The organism is Pseudomonas sp. GW821-FHT02H09 (assembly GCF_059421425.1).
This window is the reverse complement of the sequence record NZ_JBWKVA010000005.1, coordinates 148,166-163,214: the sequence shown is the minus strand read 5'-3', so window position 1 is coordinate 163,214 and position 15,049 is coordinate 148,166. Positions and strand designations below refer to the sequence as shown.

Here is a 15,049-nt window from a genome sequence, read left to right as displayed (position 1 = left end):
TGCATAAACCCTCAAGCGAAAAGGCATAACGACCATTCAGGAACGACACCTCGGTCTGCGCTCTTCTAGACTCAACCGGTAGTCGCAGAAAGAACCAAACACGTCGCTTTGGTGCAGATGAATCAAAGGCAGCGTGGCAAGCTGCCTGTTATGCCCTGAACAGGTGCGGCAAAGATCGCACCGGGCCCAACAAGATGCCCGCTCAGGGTGCCTGGCCAACGGCCTGAAAATGCCACGATACCGTGACGTGGTGTGAGTGCCGCAGCCGACACTTTCGGACAACCGACAACCGCCTGGTTTGCCCGTGACCGTGAGGAATGCTGTATGCCTGATGAGATGTTGCACCTGCCTATGGTCAACAGCCTGCTGGAGCGCCACAAGGGCTCCCCCGGCGCACTGTTGCCGATCCTTCATGAGATTCAGGAGGGCATCGGTTACATCCCCGATGCCGCCGTCCCCGAGATTGCCCATGCCCTCAACCTGAGTCAGGCCGAGGTTCGCGGGGTGATCAGCTTCTACCATGACTTCCGCACCGCGCCCCCGGCGCGGCATATCCTGCGTCTGTGCCGGGCCGAGTCCTGCCAGAGCCGCGGCGCCGAGCAGCTCGCGGCGCAATTGCGTGAACGCCTGCAACTGGACGACCACGGCAGCAGTGCCGACGGCAACATCAGTCTGCGCCCGGTGTATTGCCTCGGCGCCTGCGCCTGTTCGCCCGCCCTGGAGCTGGATGGTCAGGTGCATGCGCGGCTCAGCGCCGAGCGCCTGGATGCCCTGCTCGACGCTTGCCTGGAGGACGCATGATGCCGAGTCTCTATCTGCCCTGTGATTCTCTTGCCCGTGCCGTGGGTGCCGATGAGGTGGCCGTGGCCCTTGCCACTCAGGCCCGGGAACGCAATTTGCCGCTGGACCTGCAACGCACCAGCTCTCGCGGCCTGTACTGGCTGGAACCGCTGCTGGAAGTGGACAGCCCGCAAGGCCGTATCGGCTTCGGCCCGCTGACCGCTGCCGATGTGCCGTCGCTGCTCGATGCGTTGCAAGGCGAGCCGTCCGCTCATCCATTGGCCTTGGGCCTGGTGGAGCAGCTACCTTATCTGAAGACGCAACAACGCCTGCTGTTCGCCCGCGCCGGCATTACCCGGCCGCTGTCCCTGGAGGATTACCGGGCCCACGGCGGCTTTGAGGGCTTGACCCGGGCCATCGCCCTGGGCGGCGAGCAGACCGCGACCGCCGTGTTCGATTCGGGCCTGCGTGGCCGTGGCGGCGCGGCCTTCCCGGCCGGGATCAAATGGCGCACGGTGCGCGGCACTCAGGCTGCGCAGAAATACATTGTGTGCAACGCCGACGAAGGCGACTCCGGCACTTTCGCCGACCGCATGTTGATGGAAGGCGACCCCTTCCTGCTGATCGAAGGCATGGCCATTGCCGGAATCACCGTCGGGGCCAGCTACGGCTACATCTATGTGCGCTCGGAATATCCACAGGCCGTGGCCACCCTGCGCGAGGCGCTGGACATCGCCCGGTCCGCCGGTTACCTCGGCGCCAATGTCGGCGGCAGCGGCCAGGCCTTCGACATGGAAGTGCGAGTCGGTGCCGGCGCTTATATCTGCGGTGAGGAAACCGCGCTGCTGGACTCTCTCGAAGGCAAGCGCGGGATCGTCCGCGCCAAGCCGCCCATCCCGGCCTTGCAGGGCCTGTTCGGCCTGCCGACCCTGGTGCACAACGTGCTGACGCTGGCCTCGGTGCCGCTGATTCTGGCCAAGGGCGCGCAGTTCTATCGCGATTACGGCATGGGCCGCTCGCTGGGCACCATGCCCTTCCAACTGGCGGGCAATGTTCGTCACGGCGGCCTGGTGGAACGGGCATTTGGCCTGACCCTGCGGGAACTGGTGGAAGACTACGGCGGCGGTACCGCCAGTGGCCGACCGCTGAAAGCCGCGCAGGTTGGCGGCCCCCTCGGCGCCTGGGTGCCACCGGGGCAATTCGACACGCCGCTGGATTACGAAGCGTTCGCCGCCATCGGCGCCATGCTCGGTCACGGTGGTGTAGTGGTGGCTGACGACAGCCTGGACATGGCCCGCATGGCGCGTTTCGCCATGCAGTTCTGCGCCGAGGAATCCTGTGGCAAATGCACCCCATGCCGCATCGGCTCGACCCGGGGCGTGGAGGTGATCGACCGCCTGCTGGCCGCGCCTGACCAGAGCGGTCGTGATGAGCAGGTGATCATCCTCAAGGACCTGTGCGACACCCTGCAATACGGTTCGCTGTGCGCGTTGGGCGGCATGGTCTCCTATCCGGTAGCCAGCGCCCTCAAGCACTTCCCCGCCGACTTCGGTCTGCAGCCTTCGGAGGCTGAGCAATGATCACTCTCTTCGACCCGAACACCGATATCGATCTGGGCACCCCTGCTCGCAACAGCGAGGTGCAAGTCACCCTGAACATCGACGGCCGCAGTATCAGCGTGCCCGAAGGGACCTCGGTGATGCGCGCCGCCGCGCTGCTGGGCACCACCATTCCCAAACTGTGCGCCACCGACAGCCTGGAAGCCTTCGGCTCCTGCCGCATGTGCCTGGTGGAGATCGACGGCATGCGCGGCTACCCGGCGTCTTGCACCACGCCGGTCAGCGAAGGCATGAGCGTGCACACCCAGACGCCGAAGCTCGCCACCCTGCGCCGCAACGTCATGGAGCTGTACATCTCCGATCACCCGCTGGACTGCCTGACCTGCTCGGCCAACGGCAACTGCGAGCTGCAAACCGTCGCCGGCCAGGTCGGCCTGCGGGAGGTGCGTTACGGCTATGAAGGCGACAACCATCTGGCCGACCAGAAGGACACCTCCAACCCCTACTTCGACTATGACCCGAGCAAGTGCATCGTCTGCAACCGCTGCGTGCGTGCCTGCGAAGAAACCCAGGGCACCTTTGCCCTGACCATTACCGGGCGCGGTTTCGAATCCCGGGTCGCGGCCGCCGGTGGCGAGGACTTCCTCGACTCGGAATGCGTGTCCTGCGGCGCCTGTGTGCAAGCCTGCCCTACCGCGACCCTGATGGAAAAAAGCGTGGTCGAACTGGGTCAGCCCGAACGCAGCGTGATCACCACCTGCGCCTATTGCGGCGTGGGCTGCTCGTTCCGCGCCGAGATGAAAGGCGACCAGCTGGTGCGCATGGTTCCAGACAAGAACGGCCAGGCCAACCACGGCCACTCCTGCGTCAAAGGGCGCTTTGCCTGGGGCTACGCCACCCACCCGGATCGCATCACCAAACCGATGATCCGCAAGCACATCAACGACCCTTGGCAGGAAGTCAGCTGGGATGAAGCGGTGACCTACGCCGCCAGCGAATTCCGCCGGCTGCAGCAAAAATACGGCCGCGACTCCATTGGTGGCATCACCTCCAGCCGCTGCACCAACGAAGAAACCTACCTGGTGCAGAAGCTGGTGCGCGCCGCCTTCGGCAACAACAACGTCGACACCTGTGCGCGGGTCTGCCACTCGCCGACCGGCTATGGCCTGAAACAAACCCTGGGCGAGTCCGCCGGCACCCAGAGTTTCGACTCGGTGATGCAGGCCGACGTGATCCTGGTAATGGGCGCCAACCCCAGCGACGCCCACCCGGTGTTTGCCTCCCAGCTCAAACGCCGCCTGCGTGAAGGCGCGCGGCTGATCGTCATCGACCCACGACGCATTGATCTGGTGGACACGGTGCATGCCCGCGCCGAACTGCACCTGGCCCTGCGCCCGGGCACCAACGTCGCCATGCTCAACGCCCTGGCCCACGTCATCGTCACCGAAGGCCTGCTCAACCAGGCCTTTATCGACGCCCGTTGCGAGGACAGCGATTTCGCCCACTGGCGCGAGTTCGTCAGCCGCGCGGAAAACTCGCCAGAAGTCCTTGGCGCCATCTGCGGCGTAGCCGCTGCCGACATCCGTGCCGCCGCCCGTCTGTATGCCACCGGAGGCAATGCGGCGATCTACTACGGCCTGGGCGTCACCGAGCACAGCCAGGGCAGCACCGCGGTCATGGGCATCGCTAACCTGGCCATGGCCACCGGCAACATCGGCCGCGAAGGCGTGGGCGTGAACCCGCTGCGTGGGCAGAACAACGTTCAGGGCTCCTGCGACATGGGCTCCTTTCCCCACGAGCTGCCCGGCTACCGACACATCTCCAACGAGGTGGTACGCACGCAATTCGAACAGGCCTGGAACGTCACCCTGCAACCCGACCCGGGCCTGCGCATCCCCAACATGTTCGAGGCAGCCCTGGGCGGCAGCTTCAAGGGCCTGTATTGCCAGGGCGAAGACATCGCCCAGAGCGACCCCAATACCCAGCACGTCACCGCAGCGCTGTCGGCCATGGAATGCATTGTGGTGCAGGACATTTTCCTCAACGAAACCGCCAAGTTCGCCCATGTGTTCCTGCCAGGCTGCTCGTTCCTGGAAAAAGACGGCACCTTCACCAACGCCGAGCGGCGCATCTCCCGGGTGCGCAAAGTCATGGAGCCACTGGGCGGCAAGGCCGACTGGGAAGGCACAGTGGCCCTGGCCAACGCCCTGGGTTATCCCATGAACTACCAGCACCCGTCAGAAATCATGGATGAAATCGCCAGCCTGACGCCAACCTTCAGCAACGTCAGCTACGCCTCACTGGAGCGCCACGGCAGCCTGCAATGGCCGTGCAACGCCGCGGCACCGGACGGCACACCGACCATGCACATCGAGGAATTCGTGCGCGGCAAGGGGCGCTTCATGCTCACCGGCTACGTGCCCACCGAGGAAAAGGTCAACAGTCGCTATCCCCTTCTGCTGACCACCGGACGCATCCTCAGCCAGTACAACGTCGGCGCCCAGACCCGGCGTACCGAGAACGTCGCCTGGCACGACGAAGACCGCCTGGAAATCCACCCGACCGACGCCGAGAGCCGTGGCATCAACGAAGGTGACTGGGTCGGCATCGGCAGCCGCGCCGGACAGACCGTACTGCGTGCGCGGGTCAGCGAACGGGTAGCCCCAGGCGTGGTGTACACCACCTTCCACTTCCCTGAGTCGGGGGCCAACGTCATCACCACCGACAACTCCGACTGGGCCACCAACTGTCCGGAGTACAAGGTCACCGCCGTGGAAGTCAGCCGCGTCTACCACCCTTCCGAGTGGCAAAAACGCTACCAGGCATTCAGCGACGATCAACAACGCCTGCTCGACGAACGCCGCCAGGCACGCACCGCCGGAACAAAAGCCGAGGTACGCCGATGAGCACCGCCAACCTGATCAAAATGGCCAACCAGATCGCCCAGTACTTCGCCGGCGAACCGGACCAGCAACAGGCCGTGCTCGGCGTGCGTAATCACCTGCAGATGTACTGGACGCCCGGCATGCGCAAGGAGTTGCTGGCCTGGCAGACGGAGCATCAGGGGGCAGACTTGCACCCACTGGCGCAGGCGGCGGTCAGTGGGGCGGGCTGGGAGGCTTAGATTCACACGATCCCCTGGCCTGTGAAGACAGGCCAAGGGGCGTTCCAGAGGCTTTTAAAGTCGACTATTCGAGGGCGCGGAGAACCCACACACACCCAAGCACAAAGCGTCAGCACGCCTCACGCAAAAATAGTCAGATTTCAGGGGTTTACAGAACCAAACCAATCGCTATAATCGTCGCCCAACACGCCGGTATAGCTCAGTTGGTAGAGCAACTGACTTGTAATCAGTAGGTCCCGGGTTCGACTCCTGGTGCCGGCACCATACAAGGTTCCAGAGAAGGCTTTCAAAATCTCTGGAACCCCCGAAAAACCCGCCTTCTGGCGGGTTTTTTCGTTTTGGCGTTCCATCGGTTTCCGTCAGAAACTGGTGGATTCCAACCGTTTTAAGGGTAGAGTTTGGGATACAGGTCACTTCGATAAAAGGGAGTACCCTTATGTCGCGCACCACAGCTCCGCTCTCCGACGCAGCTTGCCGCTTGGCAAAACCTACAGACCGCGCCTACAAGCTTTTCGACGGCGATGGCCTCTATCTCCTAGTCCAACCCAATGGCCGCAAAGGCTGGCGGCTCCGTTACGTCAAACCTGACGGACGGGAAGGACTGACCTCGTTCGGCAACTACCCCGTCATTGGCCTCGCCGATGCGCGCCGCAAGCGCTTGGAGGTCAAGCGAATGCTGGCGGATGGCATTGATCCCATAGAGACCAAGCACCAAGCCAAGGCGGAAGCTGTGATCAAAGGCAGAACCTTTGAAAGCGTTGCGCTGGACTGGCACACGGAAATGTCGGCCAAGTGGGCACCAGGCCATTCCAAGACAGTGATGAGCCGCCTCAAAACCCACGTATTCCCGCTGATCGGCGCAAGCGCCATTGTTGATCTCGACACCCATGACCTTATGCAGCCCTTGGAAGCGATCAAGAAGCGCGGAACGATCGACGTTGCTTTAAGGGTACAAAACTACCTGCAGAGCATCATGCGCGAGGCAAAGCGCCTCCGGCTTATCACCATAAACCCTGCTTACGATCTCGAAGGCTCGATCAAAGCCCCGCGGGTGGTACATCGCCCCGCTCTACCCTTATCGCGACTGCCGGAACTGCAGGAGCGGATCGACACCTATAAAGGCCGGGCACTTACCCGGCTGACGGTGATGCTGTCGCTGCATGTGTTTGTACGATCCAGCGAGCTGCGTTTCGCACGCTGGAGCGAATTCGACCTCAAGCGCGGCACCTGGGAGATACCGGACACTCGACCCGCGTTGGAAGGCGTACCCTTTTCCACAAGGGGTACGAAGATGGCAGGGGATATCCATTTAGTACCCTTATCGCCGCAAGCAGTGGCGCTACTCGAAAAAATCCATGCACTCACAGGCAAATTCGCATTGGTCTTCGCAGGTGATGCCAAACCCTGGAAACCCATGTCCGAAAATACCGTGAACAACGCGCTACGGACGATGGGATACGACACCAAAACCGATATCTGCGGGCATGGGTTTCGTTCGATGGCCTGCAGCGCACTGATCGAGTCAGGACTGTGGTCCGAGACCGCCATTGAAAGGCAGATGAGCCACAAGGAACGCAACAACGTCCGCGCCGCTTACATCCACAAGGCAGAGTTCATCGAGGAGCGGAGGCTGATCATGAACTGGTGGAGCCGGTACCTGGAGGCCAACCGGCAGGAGCGTGTCACTCCACACGAGTTCGCCAACCAGACCGGAGCGAACGTCACTCGCCTAAAAGCGAAACGTGGCGCAACCGAGTAAGCGCTCGGTCTTCATATCTCAGTGATCCGCTTGTCCACGCGGGTCCATCCAAACAGGGCTGCAAAGCCGCCCTGCTTGGATGGACCTCACTTAAAAAATCTAAAGCCCACGCGACTGTCTGTGGAAAACCACAGATTTCCACCGGTGGATAATTTCATCCACAGCTGCAGAACTCCGGAAAATTCGAGTCTTGACCCGAATTATCCACAGGCGTAGAAAAGATCGGGCAAAGCGCTGTCGTTGACAGCAACCCAGGTAGCCAGAACCTTTAAGGCTACGCCACACCGTGGTGGTTCCCCCAAAGTGCGATTAGCGTCTGGCGGCTCGCACGGTCACAGCGATGTGATGGATGCCTACTTTTATCAGCGTGCCCACTGCGGCAACTCATACCCTTTCATAGCTGCCCTGCAGCAACCTATCCGCTTGGCCATTTCATTGCGCCAACCTGCGCCCGTCTCTTTCTCCTGGAAAGAGACGGGCGCTCCTACCGCTGCTGCAGCCCAACTCGTACAAGGCTTTGCGGCACTCCCCCCTCATGACAATCGGCGTGACAAACACCGAAGTCACCAGCAACAGCGATGCAGATGATGGTGCCGCAGCCCACGGAATGGACTGCACCTGACTGACAGTCAGGCATGCCCCGGTCATCGCATAGCTGCCTTCACCCAACTCAGGATCTCGCGGCATCGGTCTCGTCAGCCAATGCAGCCTCCACCCGCCCACTTCCTCGGAAGTGTTCAGGAGGCCAGATCATGAGATGCCCAAGCTCCCGGTCGTAAAGAGCCGCCAGTCCCGCGTTAGTGGACAACCCTCACAGGTCGCAGGGGCCTTGATCCCTGATAACACTCAACATTCTTGGCGGGATGACGTGGGGAAGGTTTTAAAAGTTTTGGCTTTGAGCGGAGTTCGATCATGGCATTGGTAGGTAAACGTGACGGGCGCAATTTTGGCTATGGTCGGCAAATGAGTTATGCCGGGCCGCAGGCGTTAAAAGACATGTTCCGCGGAGGGCATTACGGGACCGTCAAAGCGCACAGTGATCGTTGGCAGGCATTCGTGCGCTGGTGCCGCTCAGACGATGGACCAGGACTCAACGATGCACGGCAGATAGATCGCCAGATCTTGTCGGATTACGCGGCGCATCTGCGTCACTTAGTCGAGCGCGGCGACTTCACTATCGCCACCGCACAAAATCGATTATCCAGCGTGAACCGGACCATGGCAGCGCTTCGCGGTGATCAGCGCGTGAAAGTGCCGAGTCCGAGCAAGGCGCTGGAAATGCAGCGCACCACAATCCGCACGACAGTTCCACAAGGCCAGGATCGCGAACACGTGATGCGCATCCTAGATGCGCTCCGCAAACAGCATCCTCGTGCCGCCGCCATCGCACAGTTGGCACGCTCCACAGGGATGCGCCTGCGCGAAGCCATCTTAGCCGACCTACCGCGTCTTCAACGGGAGGTCGAACACTACGACAAGATCAACATTCAGGATGGCACCAAAGGAGGTCGCTCGGGAACGTCAGCACCTCGCTGGATAGTCGCAAATGATCATATTCGCGAAGCATTGAACTACGCCGAGCATGTGTCGCCCACTGGTAGTCGGAACCTGCTGGCACCAAATGAAAGCTATCGAGACTTTCTGCGGGAAGTCGTCCGACTCGCACGGGGCATCCTGCAGACCTATCACCTCAAAGGCTTCCACGAATTACGGGCGGCCTATGCGTGTGAACGCTATGAGCAGATCACCCAGCATCCCGCGCCCATCAATGGCGGCCATTGCTATCAACTGGAACAGCGTTTGGATCGTGAAGCTCGGGTGCAAATCAGCTATGAACTTGGTCACGGGCGTATCGACATAGTGTCGGCGTACATCGGAGGCCGAGCATGAGCAAAGCATTCGAAATGGAGCTGTTTCTGGCGGGAGTCCTGAGCGGGTCGCATTCCACGCGCCAGCGCCATATTCGGCAGGCTAAGGCTATCCAAAATGCAATTGCAGACCGCTGGCATCGAGACAATCCGTGGACGTGGCAGCAGAAGCACCTCGTATGGTTTTTAAATCACCACGTGAATGGGCATGCGGAATCATCACGCTATTACTTTGTGCTGACGATACGGTTGCTCACGAAGCGATTAGGAAAGTCATGGCAGTTCAGCCATAAGGCGAAGGACCCTAATCGCCATAATTATCTTCGTCTTCCAGGTTCTTGAGAGTTTTCCAGCCGCTCAACCCGCATCCCGCGCGGGGCACGCATCCCTGCTAGTTGTTCATCAGTGGATGAATTTACCTTAATCGGTCTGCTCCACCGCAGTTCGACCCATTCGTTCTGAGTCCTCTCATGCTCGATGTCATCGTGGAAAACGTCCAACACCAAGCAACTCGCACTTGGCCACTCGTCTTGGCCAGATCGGCGAGATAGCGTGAAAGGTCTTCCGATAGGTTCAGGGATATCCCGATCCTGGCCGCCTCGATGGAGGACGGTTGTTGGGCATCTTAAACCGGCAAACGCTCACTTGAATTTGCAGGTCATCGCGAGGTGCTTCTCGACGTCTCCCGTTTTTAGGCTAATTTAGCTTTCCGGGCGACGTGGCTAGCATCAAGTCAGTATATCCACGCTGGGAGCTCTAAAGGCTTGATAACACACAGCATTCGTGGTCGGATCAATGACCGAGTCGATAATCGGTTTAGACTCAAGCCCTTGAATAATTTGAAGGAGCAACCCTAAACAGCATCGGAGGTTGAATATTGGCCCCGTCTAATGGCACACTGACACTAATGAGCAGATGAAAGTACATATTAAAGTTAGACATCCAATCATCATAAAAGTATAGGCAGATAGTAGGGCTACTTACTTCAAGCTTCAAGGTAGTCGAAGGAGAAAGTGCAGTGATGGAATATATAAAATCTTGGAAAGAGACTTTATCAGATATCCGAGAACGAAAGCGTATGGAGAAAGCCACGCCGTCGTACTCTCAACATCGACACGATTTAACGCGCATGCAACAAACACTTTCATTTATGTTTTGTCTTTTCTTCGTGCCCCCTGCTGGCATACTCCATCTTTTATCACCAGCCTATACAGTAATTAAAGGTTGGAGAACAACAAACCGGCGCATTGCAGCGTCGACAACATGATGAACAACAGCATGCCCAACACAGCGCAAAAAAATAGTACTCCTATTCTAAATATAAGACATATGCGCTTAACAACAACGTTAGCCACATTGATTCTGGCTTTAATATTTAGTCTCTACGCCATCAAGACTCTTGCAGAAACATCCAACACCGAAACAAAAGAACAAAATCAAGAAGAGTCAAGTCTGACAAATCACAACAACCTGAAAGACTATCTTCTTATTCAGGAGATCGTCCAGTCGATGATTCCCAAAGCGGATTCCAGCACACGAGATCTCGCACTGGAAGTAAAACTCCAAGCTGAAAAAATAAAAAATCTAGAGAAAGAAGTCTCAGAATTAAGAAAACCTGACGATAACAGCGTGGCCACGCTTTTATTATCCGCTGTATCAGTAATCATCACTGTACTTGGAGTACTTATTGCGATACTAGCAATACTTGGGTATCGCAACATCAAGAACGAAGCTATTAAAGACGCTCGAAAAACCGCAAAAGAAACTGTAGAAATAGTCGCCAAAGAAGAAATTCCGAGAGCAACAGAAGAGAATATAATTAAGCTAATCGAAGAAAATAGATTCGACAGGCTAATTCAAAACGCTGTGGAAAATATTGTATATCGAGATACTTCAATGCCGGATGAAGTTGCAGATGAGGAGCGGTCAAATTGAGAACTTCGCCAGAATGGAACTCTTTGAGCGATCATCAAAGAACCGTCATATCTTCGCATCAAACTAATCTGCCAGTGGCGGTCGGGGCAATCGCCAAGGATCTCGGATTAACCATCCTTAAATCTACTATGCCAGGTTCAATTTCAGGAGAAATAAGGGAGACGGAGGGAGTTATTACGATCAAGGTTAATCGCCACGATGTTAAAGAAAGGCAACGATTTACTATTGCGCATGAAATCGCGCATTTTTTGCTACATCGTGAACGTCTCGCTGGCGGCATCACAGATGATGTACTTTATCGCTCGAGACTCTCGGATGACCTGGAAAGAGAAGCCAATAGATTAGCGGCAGATATAATAATGCCTGCATCGCTTATCCAAGAAGCGCTAATTATGCATGGTGCGCTAAAACCAGATGATCGATATAAAAAAATCGCTGAGCTCGCCCAAGTATCGCTCGCCGCAATAAAAATCAGGACGGGGAAAAAATAGTTTATGCAAGATACATTTCCAAATTGGGAATACATACCGATCTTAGCAATAAGTCTTGCTGAAATGACGGCGATTGCACAACTCCCCGACAAAGACAAAGATGAACTACTTCCGCTCTTTTCCCTGAGAGGATGGGTTAGTGCTCATCGCCTGGAAAACTCACTCAAGAAAATTGAGGAGTCCATAGGAAACCGTCCTTGGATCTCAGATATCGACGAAAAATTTCTTTCCGAAAATAAAGTATTCCTGTTCACAGGAGAATATCCCGAAAAACCCGTGTATCAAGAATTAGTGCAGCTTTTAGACCCTAGTAACAGTTATGACAATTGGTATAGTTTCATAAAAAGCCAAAAAAATGCGATCCCTTGCCTTCGACATGAAAGCCTACAAGGTATTGAGGGCCAGATTAACAAGCTGTCATCCCTTGATAGAGGGTTAGTCTTGAGGATCTGTCCAAACGAGCTAAATATTGAGAAGCATCAACGCTTGGTTACCGCTCTCAATGTTACTAAAGCGGAAAATGTTCTTATTATTTACGATCTAGGTGGGATCGACGTAAATTTCCACGAGAGGATTCCGCTTTTAGAAAGGCTGATGCTAGAAGCAAAACGCCAGATTGCAAATGTTACGATATCAATAAGCGCGTCCTCTTTCCCTTCAGGTTTTGCAGGGCAACATCGAGGAACGAACTCTATATACGAGAGAATTCTGTTTAATACAATAGCAGAAAAAGGAATCTTCAATCCTGTCGTTTATTCCGACAGAGGAAGCGCACGTGCAGAGAAACAAGATGGTGGTTCGGGAGTTCCTCCTCCTAGAATTGATTACCCATTAAAAAAAGATTGGAAATTCGTCAGACGAGAAGTTGACGATAACGCGCCAGACTCCAAAGCCAAACGCACGACTGCCTATATAGATATTGCAAAGGAAATAATCAGTGATGAATATTGGATTCCAGAGCTACGCCTTTGGGGCACCCAACAGATTGAAATAACCTCTGAAAATAATGAGTTCGGAATTTACAGCGCTCAAAAATCCACCGCAGTTCGCATCAACATCCATCTTTTCAACCAGCTTCATTACAATGCTATTGGGGATATAATTAACACCGATGAAGAGTGGGTGGATTGACCACTCTCTCATGCTACCTCGACTACGCGCTTCAAATATGGGCTTAACAAAATCACATCGGATGGTCTGACACTACCAAAAGCACAGACCTTGGCCAGGAACCTATTTGACGGCATGCTAAATCTCTTAGAAATCCCGTCTAGAAGTATGTCTTTCACATCAGATTTAGAAATCTTATTCAACCTACTTGAGACTTCGATTTTCAACTCATACATTGCAAGGTCGGAAGGAATTATGCCGATCCGCCTAGCTAGAAGGGAGACTTCTCTCTTCGTCATAAGCTCAAGGTAATTTTGCTTAGATACATTTTTAATCAGACGACCCTTGCGAATAACCTTTAACCCGTCCGAGGTCACCTCCCAAACCGCCACATCATCATCAGCGATAGCGAGGACCCCTTCAACGTACTTCCCAGCAACGGCAACAATGACGCGATCGAAGTATTTTCTATACTCTTCGAGCTGTCCCGCCAATCGAAATAATGAATCTTTTTCGCTCTTAATTTCAATTGCGACCATCTCTTGATTCCGAATATAACCAAGATCTACCCTGCGAGCTTTTCTTGCCAAGTTCATCTCACTAAAAACAATGGACGAAAAATCAATCTGCCCTGTTTTCAAAAGCTTGTCTAAAACCGTCGTTTTAATCTCTTTCTCACCCATATTTAAACACCGCTTTCATACATTTAACCAACGCACACAGCCCGCCAACAAAGCATCTCTGCAGCAGACACGAAAACAAAATATTTTCAGCCCTCCTGACATTTTCAGCACTCCCCGAACTTTCTGGAAAATATAAATTATCCACAGTATCGAAACTTAAGTATAACCTGCATTGAAATCAATATAAAGCTAGAATTCTGCACCGCTCCAGATAAGCCGGCAACCGCAGACGTCATCACTACTCTTTCACTAGCACGCATAATATTTATGGCGTTTCTAGGTTATTCCAAAAATACAAATCTAATTCAACTCAAGCCAGCAATATTACAACTATCCAACTCCAAACAGCGCGCATTTTCTATTGATGCCTTTATCTAGCATGCCATGCATTACCGCCGCATAAACGAAGTACTCCCTATTACTGGGCGCAATCCGATTAAAACGAAAATCAAATAATAAGATCAATCAGAAAGCGGGGACATTCCACGATTATGGGATGGGCCGTTTTATCAGTTAGTAAAATCGTGGTCTGCATGGGTTGAAGATATCTAGGATACGGGGAGCAGTCCAAATGAGCTTGCAAGGTGCGTAGAAAATCCAAGGCAATTCAGTGAGGACCAGCCGCTTAAGGATAGAAATAGGGGTAAATAGGAGCTCAGCCCGAACACAAGCTACTGAGATAATTACCATTTTTTGTATAGTTCGACTCCTGGTGCCGCACCATACAAAACGAAGGCTCGCAGAAATGCGGGCCTTTGTTGTTTCTGGCCCCCACAAATCCAACTGCCACAAACAGCCCCTGAGCTGCTGAAGGCTGCGATCTTTTGATCTTCGACCCCAACGCGGATCCGGTTGCCCCACCAAAATCTGGTGGTACACCTACCCGTTACAATTTCACTTCAGCATGACGTTGACGACCTCCTCCAGCGACCTAAAATGCCCCCCAATACACCCGCCAAGCCTAGGTTGACCCCGTCAGCAAGCTCAAATCGTGCGGTTTTTTTGTGCCCGGAGAAAACTACATGAGGCCCTTCGACAAGCCGGCCCTCAGCGTAGAACAGCCATTGGAATGGCTAAAGTAGCGAGGCCTGCACGCTCATTATTGGCAACGAGTCCATGCCATCGAGTCAATATTTCTGAGTCGGCACACCAAAGGGAGCGCCCCGATAAGGCTATGTGGTGATTTAATTTAGATTAATCACTACGACCCCTTTGGTCGGACTTTCCGCAGATACCGGAGGCGGTATGAAAAAGTTATTTCTCATTCGCCATGCCAAGTCGAGTTGGGATGACGCTGCGCAGCCCGACAAAGACCGCCCCTTGAACGATCGAGGCAGACGCGACGCGCCCAAGATCGGTGAGCGCTTGGCCAAGCGCGATCTGAGGCCCGATCTGATCCTGTCGAGCCCGGCCGTGCGTGCGCTTGAGACGGCGGAGATCATCGCCAGGAAGCTCGATTACCGGCGCAAGGACATAGTCGTGGACGATAGGCTGTATACCGCCGAGGCGAATGACTTGCTCGAGGTCATCCGCACGCTGGGCGACCGGCTGAAGTCAGTGATGATCTTTGGTCATAACCCCGCGTTGGTCGAACTCGCGCAGCGGCTCTCCAGCGAGATCACCGTCATGCCAACGTGCGCCGTCGCTGAGTTCAGGTTCGATGCGAAGTCGTGGTCAGAAATCGGCGAGATCGAGCCCGCACAAGTGGCGCTCGACTATCCAAAAAAATCCTAGGGAAAA

At 55.3% G+C, this 15,049-nt stretch carries 12 protein-coding genes and 1 tRNA gene; 12 read left to right on the top strand and 1 reads right to left on the bottom strand.

The window, feature by feature from the left end; all coding sequences use genetic code 11:
* Window positions 1-324 precede the first annotated feature (324 nt).
* The 11 genes from AC07VR_RS08590 (at window position 325) to AC07VR_RS08540 (ending at window position 12,647) form a co-directional block, all read left to right on the top strand.
* Complete coding sequence (locus AC07VR_RS08590; RefSeq protein WP_494994380.1) at window positions 325-801, top strand: formate dehydrogenase subunit gamma; 477 nt, start codon at window positions 325-327, stop codon at window positions 799-801.
* Window positions 798-2,360, top strand: a complete 1,563-nt coding sequence (locus AC07VR_RS08585) for a formate dehydrogenase beta subunit (RefSeq protein WP_495011014.1) — start codon at window positions 798-800, stop codon at window positions 2,358-2,360. The genes AC07VR_RS08590 and AC07VR_RS08585 overlap by 4 nt, the downstream gene beginning before the upstream one ends.
* A complete protein-coding gene (gene fdhF, locus AC07VR_RS08580) occupies window positions 2,357-5,245 on the top strand; it encodes a formate dehydrogenase subunit alpha (RefSeq protein ID WP_495011013.1) in 2,889 nt (962 codons plus the stop codon). Before AC07VR_RS08585 ends, fdhF begins: the two co-directional genes overlap by 4 nt.
* Window positions 5,242-5,463, top strand: a complete 222-nt coding sequence (locus AC07VR_RS08575) for a formate dehydrogenase subunit delta (RefSeq protein WP_494994383.1) — start codon at window positions 5,242-5,244, stop codon at window positions 5,461-5,463. Before fdhF ends, AC07VR_RS08575 begins: the two co-directional genes overlap by 4 nt.
* Window positions 5,464-5,651: 188 nt before the next feature.
* Window positions 5,652-5,727: transfer RNA gene (locus AC07VR_RS08570), tRNA-Thr, on the top strand.
* A gap of 172 nt (window positions 5,728-5,899) precedes the next feature.
* Window positions 5,900-7,222, top strand: a complete 1,323-nt coding sequence (locus AC07VR_RS08565; protein ID WP_495011012.1) for a tyrosine-type recombinase/integrase — start codon at window positions 5,900-5,902, stop codon at window positions 7,220-7,222.
* Window positions 7,223-8,134: 912 nt separating this feature from the next.
* Window positions 8,135-9,112 carry an integrase domain-containing protein gene (locus AC07VR_RS08560; RefSeq protein ID WP_495011011.1) on the top strand — a complete coding sequence of 326 codons (978 nt, stop codon included), beginning with the start codon at window positions 8,135-8,137 and terminating at the stop codon, window positions 9,110-9,112.
* The gene (locus AC07VR_RS08555; RefSeq protein WP_015373527.1) at window positions 9,109-9,432 is read left to right on the top strand and encodes a hypothetical protein; all 324 of its coding nucleotides are present in this window, start codon (window positions 9,109-9,111) and stop codon (window positions 9,430-9,432) included. The genes AC07VR_RS08560 and AC07VR_RS08555 overlap by 4 nt, the downstream gene beginning before the upstream one ends.
* 936 nt (window positions 9,433-10,368) lie before the next feature.
* A complete protein-coding gene (locus AC07VR_RS08550) occupies window positions 10,369-11,025 on the top strand; it encodes a hypothetical protein (RefSeq protein ID WP_495011010.1) in 657 nt (218 codons plus the stop codon).
* A complete protein-coding gene (locus tag AC07VR_RS08545) occupies window positions 11,022-11,516 on the top strand; it encodes an ImmA/IrrE family metallo-endopeptidase (protein WP_157225376.1) in 495 nt (164 codons plus the stop codon). The genes AC07VR_RS08550 and AC07VR_RS08545 overlap by 4 nt, the downstream gene beginning before the upstream one ends.
* Window positions 11,517-11,519: 3 nt before the next feature.
* Complete coding sequence (locus AC07VR_RS08540) at window positions 11,520-12,647, top strand: beta family protein (protein WP_462000476.1); 1,128 nt, start codon at window positions 11,520-11,522, stop codon at window positions 12,645-12,647.
* 8 nt (window positions 12,648-12,655) lie between these two features.
* Here AC07VR_RS08540 and AC07VR_RS08535 read toward each other — a convergent pair whose 3' ends face one another.
* A complete protein-coding gene (locus AC07VR_RS08535) occupies window positions 12,656-13,309 on the bottom strand; it encodes a sce7726 family protein (RefSeq protein ID WP_495011009.1) in 654 nt (217 codons plus the stop codon).
* 1,245 nt (window positions 13,310-14,554) lie between these two features.
* On the opposite strand from AC07VR_RS08535, the gene AC07VR_RS08530 reads away from it, so the two are divergent.
* Window positions 14,555-15,043 (top strand): SixA phosphatase family protein, encoded by a 489-nt coding sequence (locus AC07VR_RS08530; protein ID WP_495011008.1) that lies wholly within the window; start codon window positions 14,555-14,557, stop codon window positions 15,041-15,043.
* Window positions 15,044-15,049: the final 6 nt, after the last annotated feature.